The following is a 15,421-nucleotide window of genomic DNA, read 5'->3' on the forward strand; positions in this document are numbered from 1 at the left end:
CGGCGTCGAGATCGTGCGCAAGGCGCTGTCCTGGCCAGCTCGGCAGATCGCGATCAACGCCGGTGAAGATGGCTCGGTCGTGGTCGGTAAGGTCCTAGAAAAGGATCAATACCCTTACGGCTTCGACGCGCAGACTGGCGAGTACAGCAACCTTGTCTCCAAGGGGATCATCGACCCGACCAAGGTCGTGCGCATCGCTGTCCAGAACGCCGCCTCGGTTGCGGCGCTGCTGATCACCACGGAAGCGATGGTTGCCGAGCTGCCGAAAAAGATCGCGCCCGGTCCCGCAATGCCTCCGGGCGGCGGCATGGGCGGCATGGACTTCTGATCCAGCCTCTCAAAGGATCGACAGGCAGAACCCTGGCAGCAATGCCAGGGTTTTCGACTGAGCCGCCCAGTTTGCTCACGGTTTCTCTTTTTTGAGAAACCGAGTTGGATCTTGGCCTAACCATCGCTCCGGACGAACACGCTATTCATCGCATCGCTTTGTTTTGCGAGCGGAACGAAGCCAACTGGCCCGCAAAGCCTCTCGTTGATCGACGCCGTAGAGCGGTAGGGCAGGTGCGATCGCTAACGTTTTGGACCGCTGATGACTTGATGAAATCGGATCCGATTTGCAGAATTACTTCGGCTGGATTTTGACGCGGCTGCTGGACCCCCGACTCCACCCGCTGTTCCTAAACTGGTACCCGTCGCGGCGTGGTTTCAGACACGGACATACCGTGTGGACCACTGAGGCACAGAAACCGCTCGGATTAAAGTCACGTCCCGCGTGTGGCAGGCAATCGCTTGCTATGCCGCCCGCTCTGAAGGAGATTCGGAGCCCTCGGCGCGTCAATCGGTCCGGAAATGAAACGCCGCGAATTTACGACCGTTTGCAATTTGCCATCACTCGTTGTTTGTAGATCAAGCCTGCTTTTCAGCTAAGGTTTTCATCGAGCGACTTAGCGGCAGCTTTCGCCGATGGTAGCCATAGACCCGGACATCTTCGCGGATTTGCTCGCTTACCGAGCGTACGATACGTTTCTTCCGCCAGTTCCTATTGAGATCGATCGGAATGGAATTGCCGCGAGGAACGACGAGAAGGTCGTTCCGTTCGTTCAGGTAGACATCGTACATGGAAGTCCTCGCTCTGTGTGAACATAGGCCGAAGCTCAGCCCCTTTGGTGACTTGGACGACACAGTCTCAAGAAAGCCGCACGGGGCGCCTTGTGCTCCGAAGGCAAAGGTCACACGTTCGAATCGTATCGGGTGCGCCAGTTGCCACTTATTTTCATAGTGAAGCGCGGGTCCGAAACTATAATCCCGCCCCGCCCGTTTGAGCGCGTAAGCGCGATTTCAACTAGAAAAGGCACTGGTCGTCATCGTGACCTGATGCTCAGTCCCAGCTGAGCGCGCCACCGTTCTGGTATTCGATGACGCCGGTTTCGAAGGAGTTCTTCTCCTTCTTCCGATCCATCGCCTCCGACACCACGGGAACGGGTTCTCAACGTCGGCGAAGACAGGCGCGAGCCCGATCTGGGCACAGCGGCGATTAGAGACTATCACCTCGTCCCACAGCCCTCTCGCCTTCAGGTCTCACACAAGGAACTCGTTCACGACCGCGAAGTCGCCGGACATCGCGGTGAGAAGCTCATCCTGGAATCACTGAAGCTTGTGGTCGACGATACCGCACACCCGCAAAATGGCACTCGCGGCTGCGCCCGGACATTCGATCGTCAAGCCATTGCCCCTCTGATTTACACGGCATCGGAACTGGCGGCGAAACATTCGATTTAATGAGCCGAAGCGCTTGAAGCGCTTTTTGACCGCTGCCGGAGGTCAGTGTCTCCGTGGGATGGAAGGAAACGCAGATCGTCCGTGCCGCAGGACCTGCCGCTGCTCGTCGATGCCGACACCGGCTACGGTGAGGCGGCGCTGAATGTGATGCACGCCACCCGCGTCTTTGAGGATGCCGTTGCCGGCGCGCTTCATCTGGAAGACCAGATCCTGCCCAAGACATGCGGCCATCTGAACGACAAGAAGATCGCCGATGCGCGTGACATGGCGGCCAAGGTCGCGCCGCATCAAAAGCGTGTCGCGATCTCATGGTCATCGCCAGGACCGACGCTGCCGCCAGCAAGGGCCTCGCTGGCGCCGTAACCCGGGCAAAGCCCTATATGGAGGCCGGGGCCGATGCGATCTTCCCGGAGGCACTCAACACGGCCGAGATGTTCCGCGCTTTTCCGGCGCGCATACCCGGCGCGTCGCTTCTCGCGAACATGACGGAGTTTGGAAAGACCCATTCTTCACCGCCGCCGAGTTCGAGGCGATAGGATATGCCATGGTGATCTGGCCTGTGTCCTCATTGCGAGTGGCGAACAAGGCGCAGGCAGAATTGTATGCTGCAATTTTACGTGATGGTGGCACGCACAAGATCGTAGAGCGGATGCAGACGCGCGCGGAACTCTATGCGGCAATTGGATTACACGACTACGAAGCTTTCGATTCTTCGATCGTTCAAACAATCGTTCCGTCCGGCATGCCGCAACGCAAGTGATCGACGAGAGGTTGACGGGAGCCCGTCGTTGCAGATAATCGGAGACGTCGAGGTTCTCCGGGTCCCGCTTGATCCGGAGCTAAGAGGGAAGCCGGTGCGTTTTCCATCCGTTCAGGATTGAGGCAATGCCGGCGCTGCCCCCGCAACTGTAAGCGGTGAGCCCGCATCCATCAGTGTCACTGAAGCGAAAGCTTCGGGAAGGCCGGATGCAGGCGACGACCCGCGAGCCAGGAGACCTGCCCCGACAACATAATCGTCCACGGGCGGGGTGTCCCGGTGGTACGCCAAGCAGCTGCCGCATCCGCGGCTGCCCTGCCAGCGTCCGCCATGGCCTTTTGCCCCCACCACCTGGGGTTAAAGCTATGACTTCTCTTTCAGTTCCAGTTGCAACACTCGGCACGCCCCGCATCGGGCCGCGCCGCGAACTCAAACTCGCGCTCGAAAGCTTCTGGGCCGGCAAGATCAGCGAGCAGCAACTTCTCGAAGCTGCAGCCGGGCTCCGTGTCGCCAACTGGGCACGCCAGAAATCACTCGGCGCGACCATTATACCGTCGAACGATTTTTCGCTTTATGACCACGTGCTCGACACCAGCGTGATGGTCGGCGCCATCCCCGAGGCCTATGGCTGGAAGGGCGGAGCAGTCCCGCTCAAGACCTATTTCGCGATGGCGCGCGGTTCGCAAGGCGACGCGCACGACGCGAGCTGCAGTCACGCCCACCGTGGCCATGGCGCGACAGCGCAGGAAATGACCAAGTGGTTCGACACCAATTACCACTACATGGTCCCGGAATTTCACGAGAGACAGACATTCAAGCTCTCGTCCCGCAAGGTGATCGAAGAGTATGACGAGGCGAAAGCGCTCGGATATCAGACCCGTCCGGTGCTCGTCGGCCCTGTCACCCTCCTGAAGCTCGGCAAGAGCCATGATGCCTCGGTCGATCCGGTCTCGCTGCTCGACGGCCTGCTGCCGGTCTATGTCGAGGTTCTCCAGGAGCTCGCCAAGCGCGGCGCAGAATGGGTCCAGATCGACGAACCCTGCCTCGTGCTCGATCTCAACGAGACCGAGAGGAATGCGCTCCAGCGCGCCTATGCTCGGCTCGCCAAAGGCGTACCGGGCATCAAGATCATGCTCGCCACTTACTTTGGTGCGATCGGCGACACTATCGCGACCGTGTTGGCCCTGCCGGTGGCAGGTCTGCACGTCGACTTGATCCGCGCGCCGCAGCAACTGAGCCAGATCGAATCCGGTGCCCGCGAGGATCTCGTGATTTCGCTCGGCGTCATTGACGGCCGCAACGTCTGGCGCTCCAATTTGTCGGCGCTGGTCGAGCGCTACAAGCCGGTCATCGCCAAGCTAGGCGCCGGCCGCGTCCAGATCGCTCCGTCCTGCTCGCTACTGCATACGCCGATCGACTTAGAGCTTGAGACCGGTCTCGATCCGGATGTGAAGAGCTGGCTTGCCTTCTCCGTGCAGAAGATCGCCGAACTCTCCACGCTGGCGAAGGCATTGGCTGGCGACGCCAGCGTCGCGGACGCCCTAGCCGCCTCGGACAAGGCCGCCAAGGCACGCCGGACCTCGCCTAAGATCCACGACGCGACCGTTGCCAAGCGGATGGCGACGATCGACGACGCGATGCGCCGTCGCACCAGCACCTTTGCCAGCCGCGCCGAAGTCCAGCGCAAGCGCTTTGCCCTGCCTGCCTTCCCGACGACGACTATCGGCTCATTCCCGCAAACCGCCGACGTCCGCAATGCTCGTGCGGCCCATGCCAAGGGCACACTGACCGACGCCCAGTACAAGCAGTTCCTCAAGGAGGAAACTGCCCGCACCGTACGCTGGCAGGAGGAGATCGGACTCGACGTGCTGGTTCATGGCGAGTTCGAGCGCAACGACATGGTGCAGTATTTTGGCGAACAGCTCTCCGGCTTCGTCTTCACCCAGTATGGCTGGGTGCAGTCCTACGGCTCGCGCTATGTTCGTCCGCCGATCCTGTTCGGTGACGTCTCCCGGCCGAAACCGATGACGGTCGAGTGGTGGCGTTACTCGCAATCGTTGACCAGGAAGCCGATGAAGGCGATGCTCACCGGACCGGTGACGATCCTGAACTGGTCGTTCGTTCGCGACGACCTGCCGCGCAGCGAAGCCTGCCGCCAGATCGCACTCGCGATCCGCGACGAGGTTACCGACCTCGAAAAGGCCGGAGCGACCATGATCCAGATCGATGAAGCCGCCTTGCGCGAAGGCCTGCCGCTCCGTCATTCCGAGTGGAAGACCTATCTCGAATGGGCCGTGGAAAGCTTCCGCATCTGCTCGACGGGCGTTGCCGATGCCACGCAGATCCACACCCACATGTGCTACTCGGAGTTCAACGCCATCATCGACGCAATTGCGGCGATGGACGCCGACGTCATCTCGATCGAGACGTCGCGGTCCAAGATGGAACTGCTCGATGCGTTCACCAGCTTCAAATATCCTAACGATATCGGTCCTGGCGTCTACGACATCCACTCTCCACGCGTCCCCGAAACCACCGAGATGAGGGACCTCATCACGCTGGCCCGAAAACGTTTGTCGGACTCGCAGCTCTGGATCAATCCCGATTGCGGCCTGAAGACACGCAGATGGGAGGAAGTGCGTCCAGCGCTCGTCAACATGGTTGCTGCCGCACGCGAGTTGCGCAAGGCGTTATAGGCGCGGAAACGCGGATCGTCGAGGCCCGCCCAACCGGAGAATGCCGATGCGCTTCTGGATCAGATGTACCCGCTTCGACAGCGGCAAGCCGTATTATGTCAATTTCTCGCTGGTGGGCGGGATGTGGCGGGACGGCGACAAGACGATCCTGGAGTTCGTCGGCAGCGGCGCTCAGACGATCGAGGTTCGAGAGACTCCAGAGGACATTCTCGCTATCCATCTCAGAACATCGGGGGTGTCAGCCTCGTGACGTCGGTAACCGACCCGGCCGGCATGGACGCAAGTCCGATACCCGCCGTTTTGCGGAAAGTCGCCTCACACCTGGATCACTGGTATCCCCTTGCGTTGTCGCATGAGGTGAAACGATGGCGGTGGCCTTCCCTGCTGCTTGCTTTCTAGTGATCCGGATGGCGTCGAGGATCTTCTGTTTCCGGGCACGGTTGGCATTATGCTGACCACTCATTTCAGGATTTTCTTTTTTTGAAATGGAGGAAGTTACAGACATCATAGTATACGATGTCGTTCAAGCGGAAGCCATACGCCGATATGCGGTTCACCAAAAAGACCGGATCGAAAGCGAACGCCTGGAAACCGTTGGAGCACTCTAATCGAACATAGTCATCCGTGCGCACCACCCCCCGAACGGTAATGCCACAAAGATCATAATATTCGTGGCGAGCCAGGGTTGCCGTCTCGCTCGTCGAAAAGAGCGACAAAGCTAGATCAAAGGGCGCTTGACAGACCAGCGTCAAAAATTCCATTGGCGCATCCATCGTACCAAGGAAATTGAACGGCAGTATGCAAAGCACTTTTTCATCATATCGGCGCATGATCTCATCGATCAGTCGCGTTCTTTTGAAGAATTTTCTGGCCTCGCAGCGCATAACCGCCGCTCTCCTACTCTTTAACCGGCGCACACGAGGTGGGTTTATTTCGATGCCAAGATAATCATTGTCATCGTCCTTGATGCCAATAAGGCGGTAGCCACTACAACCTACTTCTATGATCAACTCGTATCGGGTTGTACATAGGAGATCGAGGTAGAATAGTCTCTCACGGTTATGGAATTGACGCACCTCCGCAGTGAAGCAGCTCGGACGCATAAGGCGCACGCCTTCATCGCCTAGATAGATCGCTCGATTGACTTTCTGGGATCGGAGCGTGGAGGAGTTCATCGGCGCCTCATATCATCTCGTTAGGAAGAGACGTAAAGCCTGCGGCATCGCTGTCCGATACCTGTGGTCAATTCGTCGCTCAGCATTTTCGCGGCTGACGCCAAATCCCCCACGGTTTGCTCGGGGCAGATGAGGTCCACCACGGTACCGGGCAGAGTCCAACTCTCGGGCAGATCAGTTACGTCAATGGTAATAAGATCCATCGAAACGAAGCCAACGATAGGCGCACGATTACCACATATGAAGACATGCCCTCGATTGCCTAGAGTACGCGGAAATCCATCTGCATAACCAATAGCGGCCGTCGCAACCCGCATCCGCTTCTTGACTGTGTATGACCTGAGGTATCCGATGGCTTCCCCATGCTCGAGTTTACGGCATTGAATAATTTGCGTTCGCAAACGGACGACTTGTGCTGGCTTGAAATCGGGATCATCGGCCGTCGAGAAGCCGAAGATCCCTCCACCCGATCTTATGAGGTCAAAATGAAATTCACATCCGGCAAATAGTCCCGCCGAATTCGATAGAGAAAGACTCGCATTCGGGAATAAATGGGAAAGTCTGCGGAACCGATTTAGTTGTTGCAGAGAGATCTCGTTGCGCCACTCCGCACAGGCGAGCTGACTCATGAACAACACTACAGGCAATTCCGATAGCCCGCCTTTATTCTCGGCGATTGTGTGCAACTCATCAATGGGAAATCCCAACCGAGACAGGCCAGTGTCGACATGAATCCCTGCCGGCAGCGCGCGATTCCGAAGTCGGCAATGCCGAAGCCAAGCCTCCAATTGTTCCCTGCTATTGAGGATTGGCAACAAATCGTGCTGCTCGGCCGCCAGCTCCGTGCCTGGCATAGCGCCGTGTAGCATATAGATCTTTGCCGATGATGGCAGCACATCGCGCAGGGCAATACCTTCCGCCACATCGGTGACGAAAAAATGCGCGCAGCCGAGGTAAGCTAGGAAGGGCGCTACACGTGCCGCGCCTAGGCCGTAGGCATCAGCCTTGACAACGGCGCCGCAAGCGCTGTGAGGCGCAAGCGCCTGGCACTTCCGATAGTTGGCTTCAATGGCGCTGAGATCAACAATCATGGTCGATCTCGACGTCTCGCAACCGACGTCTGCAAGCTTATGATAGGGATTTGCTTCGATACCGATCGTATCCGGCATATGTCTTCTTATCAGGGCACGCCGAAGACCTATCGATGGTGAGAATACAGGGATCTTATTGCCTCTTCCGCGCACGCGGGCCCAAAGCGAAACCCGTTACCTGCACCGCCACCAATGACATACAGACCGGCGACGTCTTGAGCTGGACGAGAGAATGGGACACCATCATCAGAATAGCAGTCGCAAAACACACGCGCTGACGCCACCGCGGGTATCTCCGGCGAAAACCATTTCGCGAGGATCGCGGTGGCGCGCGCGAGATCATCCGAATTGATCTTCAGCCGGCTGGTGTCAGGCCTCACATTCCACTCTTGCGAGGTAAAACTGAACAACCAATACCCCTCCTCGATCATGGGAACGAGGAACGCGTAATCATCGAACAAGCCGATCATTGGACAGTTCGCGGTGGGGCGCGCCGCCAAGTGAAGCGCGACGACCTTTTTAACTCGCAATCGCGGCTCCGCCGCGAGATGCGCGCGCAACGGCGACTCTGGCAGCCATGGACCGATTGCCAGAACGGCCCGTCTTGCCGAGAGTTCGCTATCAACAGAGGTCTGAAGAAGTATATGGGTTGGTCCCTGCCGTATCCGTTCAATGGATGTACCCTCGCATATCGAAATCCCAACAGCCTTGAGCCTTTGGGCCAGATCCTGAACGATGGAATCGACTGGACAGTAAGACCCCCGATCCAGCGCCACGGCCATATCGGCGGGAATCGACAATTGCGGCAGCGAGGAAAGCCTCTCCGTGAGCGCGAAAGAAGCTGATGGGGTGGTTCCGACCACACAGCTCGTTCGTGTGAGTTCTTCTGGATTACGCGTCAACCAAAACACGTCACAGTTTCGACCTTTGGGCCATTGCCCATGGGGATAGATATCTCGCCAAATCTTCGAACCAGCATTGACGAGGCTTCTTTCCTTTTCATTACGACCGATGTTGATCTGGATTCCGGGGGCAAACCCACTGGCACCTGCCCCAACGGTCTCCCGATCGATGATGACGATTCGTTCCCCGGGACTATTGTTCGCAGCAATGACGGCGGCACTCAGGCCCATGACGCCGGCGCCAATGACCGCCAGGTCATAAATGTTGTCGGTCATCGCTCTCGTCCCCAGGCGATCGACAAAGCGCTCAGAACTTCGCTGCCGCGATTTTCCAAATGATGGGCGCGATCTGGCTGCAGAAACACGAGATCGCCCGCCTTGATAGCCAACTCTCCATCGTCAGTTATCACCCGACCGTGGCCGCTCGTGATGCGCCAGATTTCGCAGGAAGGATGGGAATGAGGCGTCGACACTGCGAACGGATCCAGTCGGAATTCAATGAGTTCGACGGGACAAGCGGTCTCGGAATCCGCGTTTTGTTCGACGTGCTGCAAGACTACACCAGGGCTATAGACCGTCATGTCACCTAGGGCCATCAACTGTGCATTCTTCATGGTATACTCCGAATGACTATCGGGTGGCCGTGGCATGCGGCAGACTGGTTCGCCAATCAGCAGGAGCCTTCGAAACCAACGCCATTCCACTTGATCACGCCTGTTGCAGGCCCGCAATCGTAAGCTAAGCGGCCGAGGATCGAATTGAGGATCAGCGAAGCGCGCCAAGGAACTAAGCTCAGATTTGTGTCAGCGATGCCATGTTGAAAGCGTGCGCCATTCTGGACGTACAAACGACACTTTGCGGGACCGTCAAAACGAGCCGAGAAGTCCTTGTCGACCACGATCTCTTGAGAGCCTCCCGGGGCATTTAAGACCGCAAGCCGGCCTGCGATCGGCGCCAGAAACGAAGGGATTTCGGTGCGGTAGCCTGTGGCCAAGACGACAATGTCCGCGACATGTTGCGAGCAAGTGCCTGTCTTCCGCTGACGCAAGTCCAAGCGAACGGGAGATACGCCGCGCAAGTCCTCAGCCGTGGTATCCACGCGTATTTCTATGTGCGCCGGATAGGCCCGTCTATGAACCTCGCGATCGTACAACGCGTTGTAGATAGCGCGCAGCGTCGAGCCGTTGACGCCATCGCTGGCCAACGATTGTCGTTCAAGGATTTGCTTCCGGGCCGCTTCACTCTGGTCAAAGAACCAATAACCATGTTGCGGAAAGAACCATTCGTTGACGAAAGGACTGTCCTCAAGCGCGAATATGTTTGCGCGGCGCGTCACCCAGGTCAGGGCTCCCAACGGACCGCATGCACCGCTGAGAAGATGAAGAAATATTTCAGCCCCGCTTTGGCCGCCACCTACGATGACGACACGCTTGCCTGAAAGCTCGCGTCGCCGCACGAGAAGGGAGCTCCCGTGAAACACCTCGTTTGGCGGCGCATTCCTGCCCCACTCAGGTAGAGACGGTACCCTGCCCACGCCAAGCACAATCGTACCGGTTTGATGATTGCCGCAACTCGTTATGATACTAAAGGACTCGCCGCGCAGTTCTACCGCAGTCACGTGTTCGCCGAATTGAATGTTTGCCAGCTTCGCTGCTGCCCAGCGCAAATAGTCTTCAAATTCACTACGGCTAACAGACGCCAGTCCCCGCACGATAGCTTGATAAAGGCGTTTTTTATCATGCAAGTAGGCGAGGAAACTGTACGCGCTCGTCGGATCCGCCGGTGTGACCAAGTCCTTCATCGGGCTGGTTTGCATGACGGCACCTGCCAAAAGCAGGCCGGGATGCCACTTCACCTCTTCTGAGCTTTCGAGGATGCTCAATGACATGTCCGGAATCGGAGTGGCGAGCGCTGCCAAACTCAGATTAGCTGGCCCTGCACCGATCGCGATTACGTTACAGCCGTCGCTGTGCTTCAGCATCCCATGATCCCTTGGCAGTCAACGATCTCGGCTTGCCGAGAACACTTGAGTTGCAAGAAGAATTGCATTAGCGACGATAAGCACCATCATGCTTATCAGCAGATGATCGAAGCTGCCGGCCTTCACGATCTGCCCAGCGATGTATGGAAATCCAAATAGGCCTATGAAATAGGAGAGTGTGAAGACTTGAGAAGCAATGGCCAACGATGTCCCATCCGTGCCAGCGATATCAACGACCATACTGTTTAATGTCGAATAGCTAAGACCATATCCCAGCGCGAACATCGTTGTTCCGATGATGTAGATTGCCGTACTACTTACGTTCATCAAAAGCATGGATAGCCCCGCGATAGTGCACACGATAAGAAACGCGGCCACGCGTTCAAGCCGAAACTTTCCAATTATCGGCGCAACTGCAAACCGCAATAAGACGGCCGTCAGAGTGAAGACTACAAAGAACGTATCGGGAGATTGCGCTCGCGTGATAGCGTAAAGCGTTTGGAATGTGGAAAGACCTGCAAAAACGCAAGCCCCGACGCCGATCATGATGATCGGATAGCGCGTGTTCGATTTAAAGGTTCCTAGCACGCCTTCGAGGGTGAGTCGTACGGTCGGCATTTCGATCTGAGGAGCTTGCGCTAGTGCTCGACCGGCGAACTCCAAAAGCATCGCACCAACGAGACATGCAGCCGCAAAAAGCGAGTAAACTGCGATGTAGGATCCAGCAATTTCCGCAATGGCGCGTGCTAGGGGGACAGTAAGCCCGATGCCCAGCATTTGAGATCCGGAAAGTAAGGTAAGATATTTGATACGGGCCTCAGCCCGCACGTGACACAAGACTTGAAGCGGCGCCAGGATGTAGAAGGCCGACCATCCAATGCCGAGAAAAAGCCCACCGATGTAAGGGAAGAGCGTCAAAGTCGATGCTGATGCGAAGCATATCATTGCTATCGACATCACCCCCGCGGCGAGAGTGATAGTTCGCATCACGCCCAGTAAATCCGCGATGCGACCAGCAACAAGCGAACACAGTATTGTCGTGATCGTACCGGTCGAGATAACGGCTCCGGCGGTCGTGGCGCTTTGTTGTATGGACCGCAGAGCGTCCACGAGAAAGAAGCTCGAGCCATAGGATGCGGCCAAGCTAACACTACCAAGCATGAAAGGGATGGAGACGTCTAACGGCACTGCATTGGGCAGTTTCTCGGCAGGAACGACGTTCGCGGCGGGTGTCATGCTGCAATCTTTCCCGGAAGGCATCGCTCAATGTCACCAACCGACAACCTGCGCCCATCGATCTTAGGTGCCGCTCCACTTCGTTGGGATGAAGGCGTCGAAGCGCGTGCGGCAACGGGATGCCCGCTGTGACCGAGCCAGTGCCATAGGGCTCCTGTTATCTTGGGCATCAGCGGCCAAGCCAATATGCTGAACCCCATAAGCCAAGTGTAAGCGGCCTGATGGTCCGGCGTGCCATCAAGATGATCAACCCACTCGATAAGCGGCCGCGACGCTTGCGATACCCGCAGATAGTCAAGCGAAAGCGCGGCGCACTGTTTTTCGTAGAGGTGATCCAACGTAACCATCATCGCACTATCCACCTGACATCCAGCGAGGGCCGATGTCGCGTTTATGGACTCGGTGCAGCGGTCGATGGCCGCAGACATCTTGTCGAGAATGGCGTTGTAACGATCGACCAATTGCTCTGACACCAAATCGGTTTCGGTTTCCTCCGGGCAGATTTCCGACAGGTACACTCTAAGGACGTCGACGGATATACTTGGAATTCGAGCGATTTCACCTGCCCAGATCACGTGACCGCGACTGGTAGAGAACTTCGAACCGTTCAGCCGAAGGAAGTGATTAAAGAATATTCGATCAAACGGGCGGAACGAATTCTGGCCCAACGCGCATCCAGTAACTCCGACAAGCATCGGAATTGTGTTATCGAGACCAGTCGCGCCAATGAGGAACGCATCGGACTCGCGCGCAAACGGATTGGGCTTGCCGGTGCCCTCCGTGTCCCTATGCCCACAATAGAGAGAATGAGCGTAGAGCAACGAGGAGTAGCTAAATAATATCTGCTGGCTGTTGAAATGCCGTGAGTTCCAAGCCAACCCGTGCAGTCCCGGTACGGTCAACCGCATTTGCTGTCCTTTGCATGCGACGTACCGTTTCCCTATCTCCAGAAAGCTGGATTCGACGGCGATGTCGTCCCAGGCCCGTAAAAGTCGGCCCTTTCCCGAAATTGAAAGGAAGGCGGAAATGTTTTCGGACCATTCGACAATCCGGCCGCGCCTGGATACCGTATTCAGCGCTTCCTCGGGCTCGAAATGATGTCCGCACTGTTCGCAGAAGAAGCTGCCCGCGGATGCCAGGCAAACCGGACAGGTTGCACCAAGCCAGCCTCCAATGCAGAAACGCTCTTCCCGTGGCGTGGCAGCAGAACCCGCGTCGTCCACTGGTAAGCGCGCTGCGGAGAAATGTAGCGAGCCCGCCGCAGATAAGGCGCCCATGAGCGCGTTACCGACATTCGAAAAGCGCTGCAGATTCCTGCCGTACGCCGGATCATCGAAATGATCGAAAACGATACCTAACGAGGCGAGATCCTCAACGATTCTGATATGGAAGCCATGTGCCAGGTCGGACGGGTCAATGTTCTCAATAGCCGCTCGGACCAGGACGTGATTCTCGAAACCGTCGGTCGTCAGCCCAGAACGGACATGATGCCCTGCCCTCTTCAGGTGCTTCTGCACAACGTCCATTCTGAGATATGGCCCAGCGGCATGCCCCAAATGTGCTCTGCCATTGGCTGTCAAGTTGACAGGAGATATATACACATTAGCGGGATGCGTATTCGCTAAATTTATCCGTGAGATCGTTGGACTTCTTTTCATAGCTGCACAATGACTTCTATGGGGGCATATCTGGAAAACATTCAATCAGGTGGCCAAGCATTGCACCCAGAAACACGAAGGCGCACGCGACTTACGGGTATGGATGCAGTCCGGCTGCGTATTTCGAACTGGGCTCCATACGCCAGACGTGCAACACTCTGTTTGAGATTTAGAGTAGACAACGCTGTTTCGCTGGATACTCGATGTATTGTTCTACCTCTGCTTGCTACATAGATGATCTCCCCGCCTCTCACGATGCCAACCTGCTGACGCCGCAACCGAAGCAAACGGCACGCCAACTGAAATCGGTGTTTATGTGCTTTGTCAGGGCCTCGTGTCGTCACCTTTCCGACATTGGTCGCGAATCTCACAAGCGGCCCAGTGACAGCGGATGAGAGTGGTCCATAGAGGGACGAAGTTTACTTTTGCGCGACACCGTTAACCTAACTGCCGCCAGCTAGCTGCAGTCGACTGGTGATGCCGACGACTTTGGGGCGTCGACCAGTCCGGCCATAGGTTGTTTCCGCAGACCCACCCGTCATGTCGATGGCGATTTCTGGAACGCGATCCACGTCCTCGCCGTATCCGAGCTAAGCCGCTGATAGTGGATCACCGATCCCATCGCTTGAGGAGTTCGGGTCGTTCTTATGCATCCTGCGCCTCACTTGATCGGCGCGGCGAGCATCCCGCGCGGCATCTTCAGAACTTCGCCGGCGTCCTGCAAGCCGATGCCTATAGCGGGTTCAACGCTCTCTTCGATTTCGGACGCAAGGCGTTGCCAGCCACGCCCGCCTTCTGCTGGGCACATGGCCGGAGGGCGTTCTTCGAACTGGCCGAGATCGCCGCAGAACACTCGCCGGGGAAGATCGGCGACGGCGACCTCGCCCGTTGCGCTGGAAGCGGTTCGTCGGATTGATCAATTGTTTGAGATCGAGCGCGATATCGATGGTAAACGTAGCTCTGTGGCCTTTTTGATTGGCGCTTGACGTCTATTTTGATCGCAGCTTGTGTCGGCGTGGCTTCCACTTTTCGGACAATGCGTTGACGGCGGCCTCGAGCGCCTTCCGATTGACGACGTTGGGATCGAACTGCGGGGGACCCCAGAGACGCATATGCTCATGCTCTGGATGGGTAGGGTCGCCGATGGCATCGAGGTAGTCGGCATATCCGTGCGCACCTCCAACATCATCCGGAGGACAACGACCGGCGGCCTCGAGCAAGAATGGAAGACCATCCATCGACGTGTTGTCGAACCATTTTTCGAGCTTGATCACATGGTCCCAGCTGTCGCCGAAGTCATAGAGATAATGGATCGTCTTGGCGCCGGTCTCCCGGACGATATCGCAGAGCCGCGCCTTGCGGGCATCGATGGGCTGGGGACCAAAATCACCATCGGGATCAGGGATGCCCCAATGTCCTTCGCCAGCGAGGAACTCGAAGAGATGGCTATCCGTCCAGCCAAATGCCGCCTGAAGCGTCAGGTGCAGCCGATCAAGGCGCAGGGTGACGGGACGACAAGGCGACGCATCACCTCCGGTTTCACGTCCTTGAGGGTCACCTTGATCCGGACGGCGGTCGTGTTCAGGCTCATGCTGCCAGCCTCGGATCGTGCGCGTGCATCGTGTAGGTCGACGACCAGGGAAGCAGTTCGTCCAGTCGCGCCGCAGGCCAGCCATTGATCAGCTTTGCGAGGACGTCGGAGAGCCAGTGCTCGGCGCTAACGCTATTGAGCTTACAGGTCTCGATTAACGAAGCTAGTACTGCCCAACTCTCGGCACGCTCGTCGCAACTGGCAAAAAGGGAGTTCTTGGCATTGAGCTTGATCGGCCGCATCGCGCGCTCGACGGCATTCGTGTCCATCTCGATGCGCCCGTCATCAAGGTAGAGTGTCAAGCCGTTCCAATGACGCAGCGCATAGCGCAAAGCCTTCGCGGTGTCGCTCGTCTGCGCAAGGTGGTCAAGCTTTGCCTCAAGCCACTGCTTCAAGACTGTAGCCAGAGGTCGGGCATGCGCTTGTCGGCCCGCGCGGTGCTCGGCATCAGATCGGCCGCGGAGGGCTTTCTCGACCGCGTAGAGCTGGGCGATGCGCTTGGGGGCATCGCTGGCAACCGGAGCTGGCGCCAGCGAAGCCTCGCGCTCGATCTTC

General features: G+C 57.3%; 13 protein-coding genes, 3 pseudogenes and 1 riboswitch. Of the genes and pseudogenes, 5 read left to right on the plus strand and 11 right to left on the minus strand.

The genetic code is table 11. The features are described from left to right. Nucleotides 1-328 (plus strand): TCP-1/cpn60 chaperonin family protein (locus tag AKL29_RS10240; protein ID WP_283809394.1); only part of this gene is annotated, 328 nt, incomplete at its 5' end. 578 nt (nucleotides 329-906) lie between these two features. Here AKL29_RS10240 and AKL29_RS40480 read toward each other — a convergent pair. Both AKL29_RS40480 and AKL29_RS44585 read right to left on the minus strand, forming a co-directional pair. Continuing rightward, the gene (locus tag AKL29_RS40480; RefSeq protein ID WP_082190539.1) at nucleotides 907-1,119 is read right to left on the minus strand and encodes a hypothetical protein; all 213 of its coding nucleotides are present in this window, start codon (nucleotides 1,117-1,119) and stop codon (nucleotides 907-909) included. A gap of 259 nt (nucleotides 1,120-1,378) precedes the next feature. Further along, nucleotides 1,379-1,542: pseudogene (locus AKL29_RS44585) on the minus strand (ribonucleotide-diphosphate reductase subunit beta); the annotation flags it as partial. A 308-nt stretch (nucleotides 1,543-1,850) separates the two neighbouring features. On the opposite strand from AKL29_RS44585, the pseudogene AKL29_RS10245 reads away from it, so the two are divergent. The 3 genes and pseudogenes from AKL29_RS10245 to AKL29_RS10255 form a co-directional block, all read left to right on the plus strand. After that, nucleotides 1,851-2,539, plus strand: a pseudogene (locus AKL29_RS10245) (isocitrate lyase/phosphoenolpyruvate mutase family protein); the annotation flags it as partial. A gap of 33 nt (nucleotides 2,540-2,572) precedes the next feature. Further along, nucleotides 2,573-2,797: riboswitch (cobalamin riboswitch) on the plus strand. Nucleotides 2,798-2,901: 104 nt separating this feature from the next. Further along, the gene (metE, locus tag AKL29_RS10250; RefSeq protein WP_050384068.1) at nucleotides 2,902-5,232 is read left to right on the plus strand and encodes a 5-methyltetrahydropteroyltriglutamate--homocysteine S-methyltransferase; all 2,331 of its coding nucleotides are present in this window, start codon (nucleotides 2,902-2,904) and stop codon (nucleotides 5,230-5,232) included. A 46-nt stretch (nucleotides 5,233-5,278) separates the two neighbouring features. Continuing rightward, nucleotides 5,279-5,482 (plus strand): hypothetical protein, encoded by a 204-nt coding sequence (locus AKL29_RS10255; RefSeq protein ID WP_050384069.1) that lies wholly within the window; start codon nucleotides 5,279-5,281, stop codon nucleotides 5,480-5,482. 214 nt (nucleotides 5,483-5,696) lie between these two features. Here the strand turns inward: AKL29_RS10255 and AKL29_RS10260 are convergent, their stop codons facing one another. The 7 genes from AKL29_RS10260 to AKL29_RS10290 are packed head-to-tail and all read right to left on the minus strand — an operon-like array spanning nucleotide 5,697 to nucleotide 13,275. Beyond that, on the minus strand, nucleotides 5,697-6,407 hold the full coding sequence (locus tag AKL29_RS10260; protein ID WP_244481891.1) for a hypothetical protein: 711 nt from the start codon (nucleotides 6,405-6,407) through the stop codon (nucleotides 5,697-5,699). Between the two features lie 20 nt (nucleotides 6,408-6,427). Next, nucleotides 6,428-7,576 (minus strand): alanine racemase, encoded by a 1,149-nt coding sequence (alr, locus tag AKL29_RS10265; protein ID WP_082190540.1) that lies wholly within the window; start codon nucleotides 7,574-7,576, stop codon nucleotides 6,428-6,430. Nucleotides 7,577-7,605: 29 nt separating this feature from the next. Further along, nucleotides 7,606-8,676: an NAD(P)/FAD-dependent oxidoreductase gene (locus tag AKL29_RS10270; RefSeq protein ID WP_050384070.1), complete on the minus strand. Its 1,071-nt coding sequence runs from the start codon at nucleotides 8,674-8,676 to the stop codon at nucleotides 7,606-7,608. Further along, nucleotides 8,673-9,014 carry a cupin domain-containing protein gene (locus tag AKL29_RS40490; protein WP_082190541.1) on the minus strand — a complete coding sequence of 114 codons (342 nt, stop codon included), beginning with the start codon at nucleotides 9,012-9,014 and terminating at the stop codon, nucleotides 8,673-8,675. The genes AKL29_RS10270 and AKL29_RS40490 overlap by 4 nt, the downstream gene beginning before the upstream one ends. A gap of 56 nt (nucleotides 9,015-9,070) precedes the next feature. Next, nucleotides 9,071-10,381, minus strand: coding sequence for a lysine N(6)-hydroxylase/L-ornithine N(5)-oxygenase family protein (locus AKL29_RS10280; RefSeq protein WP_050384072.1), 1,311 nt, complete (start codon nucleotides 10,379-10,381; stop codon nucleotides 9,071-9,073). A gap of 18 nt (nucleotides 10,382-10,399) precedes the next feature. Continuing rightward, nucleotides 10,400-11,617 carry an MFS transporter gene (locus tag AKL29_RS10285; RefSeq protein WP_082190542.1) on the minus strand — a complete coding sequence of 406 codons (1,218 nt, stop codon included), beginning with the start codon at nucleotides 11,615-11,617 and terminating at the stop codon, nucleotides 10,400-10,402. Further along, nucleotides 11,614-13,275: a class I tRNA ligase family protein gene (locus AKL29_RS10290; protein ID WP_082190543.1), complete on the minus strand. Its 1,662-nt coding sequence runs from the start codon at nucleotides 13,273-13,275 to the stop codon at nucleotides 11,614-11,616. The genes AKL29_RS10285 and AKL29_RS10290 overlap by 4 nt, the downstream gene beginning before the upstream one ends. A 658-nt stretch (nucleotides 13,276-13,933) precedes the next feature. On the opposite strand from AKL29_RS10290, the pseudogene AKL29_RS40495 reads away from it, so the two are divergent. After that, nucleotides 13,934-14,225, plus strand: a pseudogene (locus tag AKL29_RS40495) (IS66 family transposase); the annotation flags it as partial. A 39-nt stretch (nucleotides 14,226-14,264) separates the two neighbouring features. On the opposite strand, the gene AKL29_RS40500 reads toward AKL29_RS40495, so the two are convergent. Together AKL29_RS40500 and AKL29_RS44590 are read right to left on the minus strand one after the other, a co-directional pair. Next, the gene (locus AKL29_RS40500; protein WP_244481893.1) at nucleotides 14,265-14,951 is read right to left on the minus strand and encodes a plasmid pRiA4b ORF-3 family protein; all 687 of its coding nucleotides are present in this window, start codon (nucleotides 14,949-14,951) and stop codon (nucleotides 14,265-14,267) included. After that, a partial coding sequence (locus AKL29_RS44590) for an IS66 family transposase (RefSeq protein ID WP_244481895.1) occupies nucleotides 14,863-15,421 on the minus strand: 559 nt, incomplete at its 5' end. The genes AKL29_RS44590 and AKL29_RS40500, both read right to left, overlap by 89 nt.

The organism is Bradyrhizobium pachyrhizi, from assembly GCF_001189245.1.
Classification (GTDB): domain Bacteria; phylum Pseudomonadota; class Alphaproteobacteria; order Rhizobiales; family Xanthobacteraceae; genus Bradyrhizobium; species Bradyrhizobium pachyrhizi.